The 12,413-nt window shown below is 29.0% G+C and carries 16 protein-coding genes; 13 read left to right on the top strand and 3 right to left on the bottom strand.

The window, feature by feature from the left end:
- On the top strand, positions 1–84 hold an 84-nt coding region (locus J7M87_RS13520; protein ID WP_291648866.1), incomplete at its 5' end, for an IS3 family transposase.
- Between the two features lie 9 nt (positions 85–93).
- Here the strand turns inward: J7M87_RS13520 and yyaC are convergent.
- Positions 94–732 (bottom strand): spore protease YyaC, encoded by a 639-nt coding sequence (yyaC, locus tag J7M87_RS13515; protein WP_291651575.1) that lies wholly within the window; start codon positions 730–732, stop codon positions 94–96.
- A gap of 54 nt (positions 733–786) precedes the next feature.
- Complete coding sequence (locus J7M87_RS13510; protein ID WP_291651573.1) at positions 787–1,941, bottom strand: aminotransferase class V-fold PLP-dependent enzyme; 1,155 nt, start codon at positions 1,939–1,941, stop codon at positions 787–789.
- A 285-nt stretch (positions 1,942–2,226) separates the two neighbouring features.
- Here J7M87_RS13510 and J7M87_RS13505 point away from each other — a divergent pair, with 285 nt between their 5' ends.
- The 11 genes from J7M87_RS13505 (at position 2,227) to J7M87_RS13455 (ending at position 10,968) form a co-directional block, all read left to right on the top strand.
- Positions 2,227–2,466, top strand: coding sequence for a DUF3343 domain-containing protein (locus J7M87_RS13505; protein WP_291651572.1), 240 nt, complete (start codon positions 2,227–2,229; stop codon positions 2,464–2,466).
- Positions 2,467–2,484: 18 nt separating this feature from the next.
- A complete protein-coding gene (locus tag J7M87_RS13500; RefSeq protein ID WP_291651570.1) occupies positions 2,485–3,390 on the top strand; it encodes a mechanosensitive ion channel family protein in 906 nt (301 codons plus the stop codon).
- 23 nt (positions 3,391–3,413) lie between these two features.
- The gene (locus tag J7M87_RS13495) at positions 3,414–3,599 is read left to right on the top strand and encodes a DUF951 domain-containing protein (protein WP_291651568.1); all 186 of its coding nucleotides are present in this window, start codon (positions 3,414–3,416) and stop codon (positions 3,597–3,599) included.
- Positions 3,600–3,706: 107 nt separating this feature from the next.
- The gene (gene rpsF, locus J7M87_RS13490; RefSeq protein WP_035284774.1) at positions 3,707–3,994 is read left to right on the top strand and encodes a 30S ribosomal protein S6; all 288 of its coding nucleotides are present in this window, start codon (positions 3,707–3,709) and stop codon (positions 3,992–3,994) included.
- A gap of 14 nt (positions 3,995–4,008) precedes the next feature.
- On the top strand, positions 4,009–4,470 hold the full coding sequence (locus J7M87_RS13485) for a single-stranded DNA-binding protein (RefSeq protein ID WP_291651566.1): 462 nt from the start codon (positions 4,009–4,011) through the stop codon (positions 4,468–4,470).
- A 27-nt stretch (positions 4,471–4,497) separates the two neighbouring features.
- Positions 4,498–4,740 carry a 30S ribosomal protein S18 gene (gene rpsR / locus J7M87_RS13480; protein ID WP_291651564.1) on the top strand — a complete coding sequence of 81 codons (243 nt, stop codon included), beginning with the start codon at positions 4,498–4,500 and terminating at the stop codon, positions 4,738–4,740.
- Positions 4,741–4,891: 151 nt separating this feature from the next.
- The gene (locus J7M87_RS13475; RefSeq protein WP_291651563.1) at positions 4,892–5,209 is read left to right on the top strand and encodes a MazG-like family protein; all 318 of its coding nucleotides are present in this window, start codon (positions 4,892–4,894) and stop codon (positions 5,207–5,209) included.
- A gap of 4 nt (positions 5,210–5,213) precedes the next feature.
- A complete protein-coding gene (locus tag J7M87_RS13470) occupies positions 5,214–7,181 on the top strand; it encodes a DHH family phosphoesterase (RefSeq protein WP_291651561.1) in 1,968 nt (655 codons plus the stop codon).
- 1 nt (position 7,182) lies between these two features.
- Positions 7,183–7,629, top strand: a complete 447-nt coding sequence (gene rplI, locus J7M87_RS13465; RefSeq protein WP_291651559.1) for a 50S ribosomal protein L9 — start codon at positions 7,183–7,185, stop codon at positions 7,627–7,629.
- A gap of 12 nt (positions 7,630–7,641) precedes the next feature.
- Positions 7,642–9,534: a Lon family ATP-dependent protease gene (gene lonC / locus J7M87_RS13460; protein WP_291651557.1), complete on the top strand. Its 1,893-nt coding sequence runs from the start codon at positions 7,642–7,644 to the stop codon at positions 9,532–9,534.
- A gap of 96 nt (positions 9,535–9,630) precedes the next feature.
- Positions 9,631–10,968 carry a replicative DNA helicase gene (locus J7M87_RS13455; RefSeq protein WP_291651555.1) on the top strand — a complete coding sequence of 446 codons (1,338 nt, stop codon included), beginning with the start codon at positions 9,631–9,633 and terminating at the stop codon, positions 10,966–10,968.
- 37 nt (positions 10,969–11,005) lie between these two features.
- Here J7M87_RS13455 and J7M87_RS13450 read toward each other — a convergent pair whose 3' ends face one another.
- The gene (locus tag J7M87_RS13450) at positions 11,006–11,341 is read right to left on the bottom strand and encodes a hypothetical protein (protein ID WP_291651553.1); all 336 of its coding nucleotides are present in this window, start codon (positions 11,339–11,341) and stop codon (positions 11,006–11,008) included.
- 108 nt (positions 11,342–11,449) lie between these two features.
- On the opposite strand from J7M87_RS13450, the gene proC reads away from it, so the two are divergent.
- The gene (gene proC / locus J7M87_RS13445; RefSeq protein ID WP_291651577.1) at positions 11,450–12,271 is read left to right on the top strand and encodes a pyrroline-5-carboxylate reductase; all 822 of its coding nucleotides are present in this window, start codon (positions 11,450–11,452) and stop codon (positions 12,269–12,271) included.
- The last annotated feature ends 142 nt before the right edge of the window (positions 12,272–12,413 follow it).

The following is a 12,413-nucleotide window of genomic DNA, read 5'->3' as shown; positions in this document are numbered from 1 at the left end:
GATTATTATAATAATGACCGTTGTCAGTGGAACTTAAAAAAGCTGACTCCTGTTCAATACAGAAATCAGCTCTTAGCTTCCTAACTCTCTTTTTTAAAATGTCCTTGACATAGGGACCAGTTTATATAGGCTCTCATTTTTTTGCAAATAATTAAATTTAGAAGGTTTATTAATATATTCAAATTCTTTAGATACTTTCAATATAAAATGGTAAATACCTTTATATATGCAGTCAGCTAAGCTCATTACTGTATATAATCGGGTGTTTTGTAAAACTATGAATTCAAAGTTTCCTCCAATATTTACAATTCCCGTGATACTTAAGTCTCCTATAGGAGGGAGATTTTTATTTAATGCTAAACCAGGTTGAAGGGATTTTTTATCAATAAAGACCTTACCTATATTACTTATTTTTCCTAAACATGAATCTATAGCAATAATATAAGGATTATCAAAATTTAAATTAATTTTATTTATTATTTCAATAAGATTTTTAGAGTGAACAGGACTTTCTAATGATCCATATATATGAATTTTATTTTTGGATATATTTTTTAATTTATACCCAATTAGTGGTCCTAGAGAATCACCTGTACACCTATCAGTTCCTATACAAATGAATATTATATCTCTATTTGAGTAAAGTATATCTTTTAAGTTATTATATAAGTAATTACTAATTTCTATATAAGAATTAGGTGATAATGAGTCAATTGAAATTGGTTCATTCATACAAAAACCTCCTTTATTGAAATTATTGACAATAAAGGAGGTTTATATTCAAGGTTATTTTGATTTTATTATTTTATTTATACAATCTATTGTATAATTAATATCCGACTTTTCATTAAAGTAACTAAGACTTAATCTTACAGTGCCTGATGGGAAACTTCCTATAGTTTTATGTGCAAGGGGTGCACAGTGAAGACCAGATCTATTCTTTATCCCAAAATCATTATCAAGAGCAAAAGATAATTCAGCAGTATCAATCTTATTAATATTAAATGAAATACATGAGGTATAATTATTATTTTTAATATCTTCATAAAGGATTATATCCTTAAGGTTAGACATTTCGCTAATAAGATAATTTCTTAGAAACTTATTCTTATTATAAATAGTATTTATACCTTCATTTTTAATAAATTTTATACCTTCTACTAGCCCAACTATTCCAGGCATATTAAGAGTACCAGACTCAAATTTATCTGGTAAGAAATCAGGTTGCTCTAGAGAGTGAGATAAACTTCCAGTTCCTCCTAAAATAAAAGGGTTGCATATATTATTAAGATTATCATCTATTATAAAGCCACCGGTTCCTTGAGGGCCAAATAAGCTTTTATGTCCAGTAAAGGCTAGTGCACTTAAGTTAAGTTCTGTGAAGTTTATATCTAACACTCCAGCTCCTTGAGCGCTATCTAATATAAAGAAGATACCTCTATCTCTACATAATGCTCCAATTTCTTTAATAGGTTGAATGCTTCCAATAACATTAGAAGCTTGACTAAGGACTACCATTTTTGTATTTGGTTTTATCTTATTTTTGATATCTTCAACAGAAATAAACCCAAATTTATCAGCAGCCACAATATCTAGATCTATTATCCCTCTATTTTTTAAGTTAACTAATGGTCTTAAAACAGAGTTATGTTCCATAGAAGATGTTATTACATGATCTCCATTTACTAGTGATCCATTTATTAATATATTTAATGAAGAAGTTATATTATTAGTAAAGATTACATTTTCAATAGAATCAAATTTAAAAAAATCAGATATAATTTCTCTAGCTTCAAATAAAAGTCTATTAGTTTGTAGAGCATTATTATGGTTAGAGCGACCAGGATTTCCACCAATGTTAGTTAGAAAGTTGTATATAGAATTAACAACATTTTTAGGCTTAGGAAATGTTGTACTTGCATTATCCAAATATATATTCATAATTTACTCCTTTGAACTTATCTACGCTTAAACTTATAATAAAATTATAAAATACTTTAGTAGTATTTACAAAATAATAAAATTATAAAATAAGAGATTTTAAATGCAATAATAAATGATAACTTAATTAAATTGTAATAGAAACTAAATTTATTAAGATTAAAAAATATATACTTAAATATTTTATATATAATTAAGAATATATAAATTTATTAATATAGATTCTTAATTAAAACATATATATAATATAATTAAATGTAAATAAACTTGAAGATGGAGGACATTATGAAATATTATATTATAGTTTTTAAGAATACGCTTGATGCTATGAATGGAGAAAAGGTATTAAAAGAAGAAAATATGATTTTTAAAATGATGCCAACTCCTACAGCAATAACACAAAGCTGTGGAATTTGCATAAGAATGGAAGAAAAAAAATACATAGAAGAAATTATATCAAGGGATATTATAAGGTATAAACATATATATGAGAAAAATCAAAATGAGTTTAAAGAAATAATTTAATAGTATTAGAGGTGAGTTATGCAGAATTTGTTGGCAGTGATCAGTGCTGGTAGGAACGAAAATGGAAAAATCGTTTTTAATGTGGATTGGGAAGTTGCATGGACAAATGCAGTAAGTACCCTGGAGTTCGTAATGAACAAAGGAATAAGACTAATATTACTTATAGTTGCTATGTATCTTGCTATAAAAATAGGTGACAAGTTAATCGATAAGTTTGTAAAAAATCAAATTCAAAGTAAATTGAGTTTCTCTATGAATAGACAAAAAGCAATTACTGTAGGGGCTATACTAAAGAGCTCTCTAAAATATGCAGTGTATATATCAGGAGCTGCTATAATAATAGGAAGTACATTTAAGGTATCAGCAGCAGTTTTAAGTGCTGTTGGTTTCGTAGTTGGTATTGGAGCACAAAGTTTAGTTAAGGATTTAATAAATGGGTTTTTCATACTTTTTGAAGATCAGTATGGTGTAGGTGATTATGTAACAATAGGTGCTTACAGTGGTATCGTGGAAAATATTGGGATAAGGTCTACTGTGTTAAAAGACTTTAGTGGAGATGTTCATGTTTTACCAAATGGTGCTGTATTAGAAGTGACTAATCATTCAAGAGCGAATATGAGATTTATGGTGGATGTAGAAATTGCATATGAAGAAGATGTAGATAATGCAATTAAGCTAATTGAAAGTACATGTAAGGACTTTAGAGAAAAAAATAAGGATGAAGTTAAAGAAGAAATTGAGGTATTAGGTGTAATATCATTAAACGCATCAGGTGTTACAATAAGAGTAGTTGGAAAATCTAAGCCTTTATCTCAATGGAAAATGGAAAGAGAATTAAGAAAAGAAATAAAGAAGACATTAGATGAGGCTGGAGTAGAGATACCATATCCAAAGACTCAGATAGTAAATAACAAATTTGTTTAAATTAAATGGTTGGAGGTTTAATAATGATAGAAACTTTTGATATAGGCGATATAGTTGAAATGAAAAAACAACATCCATGTGGAAGTAAGGAATTTGAAGTTATAAGAGTTGGGGCTGATATAAAAATTAAATGTACAGCTTGTGGAAGAATTATAATGCTGCCAAGAAGTAAGTTCCAAAAAGATGCCAAGAAAATCGTTAATTTATAGTAATTAAATTTAAAACTTGCAAAAAAAAATGAATAATGCTACAATATTTAATTGTAATCCCTGCTGTGTAAAGCACAGCCAATGTCCGAGGGGAGGAGGTGAAAATGATGAGAAAGTACGAAACTATATTCATACTACACCCATCATTAGATGAAGAAGCTTGCAAAGCTAACATCGAAAAGTTTAAGGGTGTAATAGAAAACGGTGGAGGAACTATAGAAAATGTTGACGTTTGGGGTAGAAGAAAGCTTGCTTACGAAATCGCAAAAGTTAACGAAGGTTTCTATACATTAATCAACTTTAATGCTGATTCAGAACTACCTAAAGAGTTAGACAGAATATTCAGAATTACTGATGGTGTTTTAAGACACATCATAGTTAAACAAGAAGCGTAAGAGGTGATATTGTCATGAATAAGGTAATACTTATTGGAAGACTAACAAAAGATCCAGAGCTTAATTTTGCTGCTGGAAGTGGTACTGCTGTAACAAGATTTTCTTTAGCAGTAACTAGACCTTTTAAAAAAGATGAAACTGATTTTATCAATTGTATAGCTTTTGGTAAAACTGGTGAAACAATAGCACAATATCTTACAAAGGGAAGGCAACTAGCTGTTACTGGAAGTATTAGAACTGGAAGTTATGATGCTAAAGATGGAACTAAGAGATATACAACTGATATAGTTGTAGATTCATTTGAGTTTATTGGATCAGGTAACAATGGTGGTGCTGGAAGAGACCAAGGTTCATATAACGGTGGATATGGTTCTTCAAATACTGGTTCTGATTATTCAAATTCATCAAATAATTTTGGTGGAATGAATTTTGAGGAAGACATGACTCCTGTAGATGATGGAGATATGCCTTTCTAATAGTCTAATAAAAAGGAGGGAATTAGCATGAAAGACATGAAGAGATCTGGAAAAATGAGAAGATCTAAGAGAAAAGTATGTGCTTTTTGTGTAGAAAAGGCTGAAGCAATAGATTATAAAGATATTACTAAGCTAAGAAAGTTCGTAACAGAAAGAGGTAAGATATTACCAAGAAGAATTTCTGGAACTTGCGCTAAGCACCAAAGAGAATTAACAAGTGCTATAAAGAGATCAAGAAATATAGCATTATTACCATTCACAACTGAGTAGTATAATCAACCCCTGACATATCAGGGGTTTTTTATTATATTAATACAATTAATATTTTACAAATATTGTAAAACGATTCATAATTTGTTGCAATAAAAGTAAATTATAATTAAAATATAAATACAAGGGTATTAGTATAGGGGTGAGTAGGGTGAAGAGAGATGATTTAAATATAATGGCTAATATAAAAATGATAGAAAAATTAAAAGCAAATTTATTGTGTATAATAGGAGAATTCTATCATTTACTTACAAAGGGAAGTAATGTAGCTCAAGATGCAATTTTAAATTGCATATCAGGTGCTATACTCATATTATATGTATTGGCTCAAAAGTTAGGGTATTCATGTCAAGATGTAGATGATGATATGAAGAAGAAATTACAAGTTGGTATAGCGGAAGGACATGAGTATGAGAAGGATGGGAGAAGTTTAAGCAAACTTCAATTACATTTAAAGGAGCACCATTAATCTTATGAGATGGAATGATTTAATAAAAAGAAGGCTTAAAAGCATTAGGCCTATAATTACACCACTTATTTTTGTAGGAGCATGTGTAGGATTTTATTATATAAAAAGTACTCTTTTAGGATCTATATTGTTAATTATATTTATTATATTTAGTTTAAGTGAATATATGATAAAAGGTAAATATGACGATAATATAGAAAGAATTAAGGAAAATATAAATAGAGATATAGATAGTAATATATTAAATTTAATATTTCCGTTAGCCTTAATAAAAGAATCAGGAGAGATTTTTTGGAGCAATAAAGAATTCCAAAAATTTATACCAAATGAAAGCCCTATAGGATTAAATGTCGTTAGTATTGCTAGAGGATTAAATTTATCTAGGCTATTAACCTGTGATAGGGACTTGCATCAAAAAATAAAAATATTAGATTCTTTATATAAGGTATATGCAACTAAAATAGAAAAATATGATTTAAATGAAGACATATATATAGTTTATTTTAATGATATAAGTAATTTTAAAAATATAGATAATACTAAAGAGAGTATAATGCTTATAGAAGTAGATAATCTAGCAGAATCTTTAGAAACTACATTAGATAGCGATAGACCAATGCTAGTTGCTGAAGTTGAAAAAACAATAAATTTATATGCCCAAAAACTTAAGGCAATGATAACAAAATATGACTCTAATAAATATGTTCTTTCAGTACAAGATAAATATATAAATGAAGAGATAAATAATAAGTTCTCTATATTAGAAGACATATCAAAAATAGATCGAGGTAATAAATTTGAAGTTACTTTAAGTATTGGTATCGGAAGAGGTGGAACTTGCCCTCTAGAAAATAATACATTTGCTGTTACGGCAAAAGAATTAGCATTAGGTAGAGGTGGAGACCAAGTAGTTATAAAGAATAATGAAAAAATAAAATTTTTTGGTGGAAATACTAGAGAAATAGAAAAGAGAACTAGAGTAAGGGCAAGGGTTATATCTCATGCATTAAAGGAATTAATATATGAGAGTAGTAATGTTTTTATTATGGGTCATAAAAACCCTGATATGGATTGTTTTGGATCATCTGTAGGGATATCATCTGTAGTAAAACAGTTAGGAAAGCCATGTAACATCATATTAGGAGCTGATACTACAGCTATTGATTATTTTTTATCTAAACTAAAAAATGATTCTAAATATGAAAATTTATTTATTTCTAGAGAAGAAGCCTATGAACAAATTAATGAAAAAACTTTATTAATTATAGTAGATGTTCATAATAAAGGGTATATATTAGATACAAGTATTGTTGAAAAGACACAAAGAAAAATAATTATAGATCATCATAGAAGAAGCCCAGATATAGTTGAAGGCGCAATTTTAAATTATATAGAAGTATATGCTTCATCTACATCTGAAATGGTTACAGAAGTTATTCAATATATGGTTCAAAAGCCTAATTTGGCTAGATTAGAAGCAGAAGGTTTACTTGCAGGGATATTTATGGATACAAAAGGATTTTCCTTTAAAGCTGGTGTTAGAACCTTTGATGCTGCATCATTTTTAAGAGGACTTGGAGCTGATACAATTGAAGTTAAAAAAATGTTTATGGATGATCTTGAAGATTATTTAGTTATTGCGGATACAATAAGATCTGCAGAAGTGAACAATGGTTTAGCTATTGCAGTTGCTCCTAAAAGAATAAAAAAGGGATTTATGGCAGCTAGAGCTGCTGATGAGCTATTAAATATATCTGGAATAAATGTATGCTTTGTATTAGCAGAGATAAATGGAGATATAATTATAAGTGGTAGATCTATAGGTGAAACTAATGTTCAAGTAATACTTGAAGCAATAGGTGGTGGTGGCCATATGAATATGGCTGGAGCTCAATTAAATAATACATCGATAGAAAGCGCTATAAAAATATTAAAACGATCAATAGAACAACATTTAAAGGTGGGTGAATAACATGAAGGTAATTTTATTACAAGATGTTAAAAAAGTAGGGAAAAAAGGAGATGTCGTTGATATATCAGATGGATATGCAAGAAACTTTTTATTTCCAAGAAAGTTAGCAAAAGAAGCAAATAACAATAACATGCATATCTTAAACACTAAGAAAGAAAATGAAAGAAAGAAGAAGTTAGCAGAAATTGAAGCCGCACAAAAGTTAGCCTCTGAATTAAAAGGTAAAGAAATTAAGATTGAAGCTAAAAGTGGAAACGGTGGAAGATTATTTGGAGCTATAACAAGTAAAGATGTAGCAGAACTAATAAATAAGCAATTTAAATTATCAGTGGATAAGAAAAAAATAGTTATGGATACAATAAAGGTTGCTGGTAGTTACGATATAGAAATAAAGCTATATCCAGAAGTTTCAACTAAGATGAAAGTAATAATCACGCCGCAATCATAAGGAGGACTAAGTTTGAAGACTTATGACGAAACAAATATAGAGAGTATATTAGATAGTGAGTTATCTTTAGATGCACAAGTAAATGTTATAAATCAAATATTAAATAATGTATTAGATGAAGGAGCGGTAAGAGCAAGAATTGTAAGATTCAAGCTTCAAAAGTATGCGAATTCCCCTAATATTTGTGAAAGAGTATATGCATTAAATGTAATTGCATCAGATGGTAAGGGGATAAAATCCGTGCCAAGTGAAGATGAATTAAGAGGTGTATTAGAAGATACAATTTATTATATATCAGAAAATATAGCTAGAAAGTATGTTCAAAACAAAGTGGAAACACAAGTTGAAAAGGCACTTCAAGAAAGACAAGATAAATTTATGGATGATATTAAATTGTCTATAATAAAAAAGCAAAAAGGTCCTGAAAGTGCAAAGACTACTAAGAAGCTAGAAAAATTAGAAGAGTTAGATTCAAAAAAGATTAATAAAAACGTAATGAGTCTTTTAAGACCTGAGACTTTTGCTGAAGTAGTAGGTCAGGAGAGGGCAATAAAGTCACTTATATCTAAAATGGCATCTCCATATCCTCAACATATAATCTTATATGGACCACCTGGAGTTGGTAAAACTTCAGCAGCAAGATTAGCATTAGAAGAAGCTAAGAAGTTACATTCTACTCCTTTTGATGAGGATTCTAAGTTTGTTGAGGTTGATGGAACTACATTAAGATGGGATCCAAGGGAAATAACGAATCCATTACTAGGATCAGTTCATGATCCTATCTATCAAGGTAGTAAGAAAGATTTAGCTGAGATAGGTGTTCCAGAACCTAAGACTGGATTAGTAACTGAAGCTCATGGAGGAGTTTTATTTATAGATGAAATTGGTGAATTAGATGAAATTCTTCAAAATAAGTTACTTAAGGTATTAGAAGATAAAAGGGTTGAATACTCATCATCTTATTATGATCCAGATGATGAAAATACACCTGAATATATAAAGTATCTTTTTGAAAAAGGAGCACCAGCAGATTTTGTTTTAATTGGTGCAACTACAAGAGAGCCAGGAAAAATAAATCCAGCGTTAAGATCCAGATGTACAGAAGTTTATTTCGAACCATTATCATCTGTAGATATTAAGGGAATAATAGACAATGCATCTAAAAAATTAAATGTTCAATTAGAAGATGGAATTGCTGATCTTATAAGTAGATATACAATAGAAGGAAGAAAAGCTGTTAATATATTAGCAGATGCTTATGGCTATTCATTATATCACTCAAAGGATAAAGATAGTAGCATAATTACGCTTAAGGATGTAGAAGAAGTTATTTCTATAGGTAGATATGTACCTTATGAAATATTCGATGATATAGATAAATCTGAAATAGGCCATACATATGGATTAGGAGTTAGTGGATTCTTAGGCTCAACACTAGAAATAGAAACTGTTGTATTTGAATCTAAAAAGCCAGGAATGGGAACTGTAAAGTTTAATGATACAGCAGGTTCAATGGCAAAGGATTCTGTATTTAATGCTGCATCTGTAATCAGAAGAATTACTGACAAAGATATAAAGGATTATGATATACATGTAAATGTAGTTGGTGGAGGGAAAATTGACGGTCCATCAGCCGGAGCAGCAATTACTATTTCAATAATAAGTGCCTTACTAGAAAAGCCTATAAGACAAGATATAGCTATAACAGGTGAAATATCATTAAGAGGAAATATTAAACCTGTTGGGGGAATATTTGAGAAAATATATGGTGCTAGAAGAAAAGGAATAAAGCTTGTTGTTATTCCTAAGGCAAATGAAAAGGAAATACCATTAGAGTTAAAAGATATAGAAGTTAAAGCTATAAGTCATATAGAAGAATTAATGGAAATAGCATTTGAAAAGTAAATTATTAATTAAGCTTCCTTTTGGAAGCTTAATTTTATTTTATATAATATAAAAGTTTGATATAATATATTATTATGAAAAGGAAGGAGGTTACATATGGAAGCACCAATAATGAGGAGTTTACCTCAAAGTTTAGAAGCAGAACAGTCTGTAATTGGATCCATGATAATAGATAAAAGTGCTATTGCTAAGTCTTTAGAAAAATTAAGTGATGAAGACTTTTATAGAGATGGGCACAAGGTTATATTTAAGGCTATTAGAGAAATGTTCTCACAAGATATGGCTGTTGACCTTGTAACCTTATTAGAATACTTAAAATCGACAGATAACCTAGATAAGGCTGGTGGAGTTACTTATATATCAGAAATAAGTTCATCAGTAATTACGACTGCTAATTTAGAAGCTTATATAAAAATAGTAGAAGATAAATCATTATTAAGAAAATTAATAAAGTCATCTACAGCTATTATAGAAGAAAGTTATAATAAGCAAGATAAAGTTGACGATGTATTAGATTTAGCTCAAAAAAAGATTTTTGATTTAGCAGAAAAACAAGGTTCAAATGATTATGAACCCCTTTCTACGGTTTTAGAAAGAGGATTTATAGAAATTGAAAGATTATTTAATAATAAAGGATCAATAACTGGTGTTGGTTCAGGAATAAGAGATTTAGATGCTAAAACATCTGGATTCCAAAAAGGAGATATGGTTCTTATTGCAGCTAGACCATCTATGGGAAAAACTACATTTTCATTAAATATAGCAGAAAATGCAGCATTAAGAGAAGGAAAGAGTGTAGTTATATTTTCTTTAGAAATGCCTAAAGAGCAATTAGCTTATAAGTTACTTTGCTCTGAGGCTAATGTTGATATGCTAAAGCTTAGAACTGGTAATTTAGATGACGATGATTGGGAAAGAATAGCTAGAGCTACTGGTCCTTTATCTAAAGCTAAAATATATATAGATGATACAGCTGGTCTAAGTGTAATGGAGATGAGATCTAAGTGTAGAAAGATAAAAATGGAACATGGGATAGACATGATTCTTATAGACTACCTACAATTAATGAGTGGTAGTTCTGGAAGTGAAAGTAGACAACAAGAGGTTTCAGAAATATCCAGATCTATAAAAGCACTTGCAAAAGAGATGGAGTGTCCTATAATTGCTTTATCTCAGTTATCACGTGCTCCTGAGCAAAGAGCTGACCATAGACCTATGCTTTCAGACCTAAGAGAATCAGGGTCAATAGAGCAGGATGCTGACGTTGTTATGTTCTTATATAGAGATGAGTATTATAATAAGGAAACAGAAGAAAAGAACATAGGTGAGTGTATTATAGCCAAACAAAGAAATGGTCCAGTAGGAACTGTTAAAATGGCTTGGATAGGATCACAAAGTAAATTTGCCAATTTAGAGCTAGTTTATAAGGAATAAAATAAAGCTATGCTTAAGCATAGCTTTATTTTAAAATTTAATTTTGAGTTTTAGGAATTTTAAAGTAAATTAAATTAGCACAAGCAATATTTTCGGTCTTGTCTATATCTACATTTTTTAAGTAAAATAATCTTTTTAAATTTACTTTATTATTATATTTATTCTTTAAGGAGAGATTTAAAATAAGAAAGTTATTTACATACTTTATTAAAATTTCTTCCTTAGATAAACCTCGAAGTAAAATATAAATATCATAGAACTTGTCTCTATTTATTACTTTAATAATAGGTTTAGTATTTTCGATTGAAGGACTAAACTTTAATAAATTATCTATTTTATTTTCTTTATCTGTGAGCAATAAATTATTTTTCATAACTATCCCTCCTTTATAGATAGTTTATGTTTAAAATATAAAGCTATCCTATGAGTATAATGGTGAAAATTATAAATAATAATTAATTAAGAAAATTATTTACAATGAATAAAAAAGAAGGTGGAAGTAATGAATAAAAAGATAGGATTTATAGGTTGTGGAAATATGGGAAAAGCAATGCTTAATGGACTTATAAATTCAAATTATACAAATGTTAATAATATTATGGTATCAACAAGAAGTGAAGAATCAAAGAATAATATAATAAGTGAGTTTAAGGTAAAATGTACATTAGATAATATAGAGGTAGCAAAATTTTCTGATATATTATTTTTGGCTATAAAGCCTAATATGTATAAAAAGGTTATTAATGAAATAAAAGAAAATTTAAAAAAGGATATTATAATAATATCTATAGCTGCTGGAATAAATATATCTGACTTAGAAGAATGGTTAGATAGAGATTATAAAATAGTAAAAACTATGCCAAATACACCAGCTTTAGTTTGTGAAGGAATGTCAGCTATTTGCCCTAATTCAAATGTAAATTTAGAAGAACTAAATCTTATATGTAATATTTTTGAAAATTTTGGTAAATATGAAATATTAGAAGAAAAGTATTTTGATGGATTTATTGCATTATGTGGATCATCTCCAGCTTATGTATTTATGTTTATAGAAGCTATGGCAGATGCTGCTGTAAAACTTGGAATACCAAGAAATAAGGCATATAAAATGGCGGAGCAAAGCATATTGGGATCGGCAAAATTGGCTTTAGATACAGGAAAGCATCCAGCTGAATTAAAGGATATGGTTTGTTCTCCAGGAGGAACAACTATAGAAGCTGTAACAGAGTTAGAAAGTAATGGATTTAGAAATGCAGTAATAAAGTCAATGGAAAAGTGCGCTGAAAAGTCTAGAAATATGTAATAAGAAGAGGAGATTTATTTAAAATGGAACCTATAAGATGGACACTTATAAAAGAGAGTCTATCTATATAGGTTCTTTTTTTGTACAATAAAGTTATGAGGTGATTTAATATGAGTAAAATAAGGTTCTCAAATAATGAAAT

It is taken from the genome of Clostridium sp. (assembly GCF_017888565.1).
Lineage (GTDB): Bacteria > Bacillota > Clostridia > Clostridiales > Clostridiaceae > Clostridium.
This window is presented reverse-complemented; position numbering and strand designations above follow the sequence as displayed.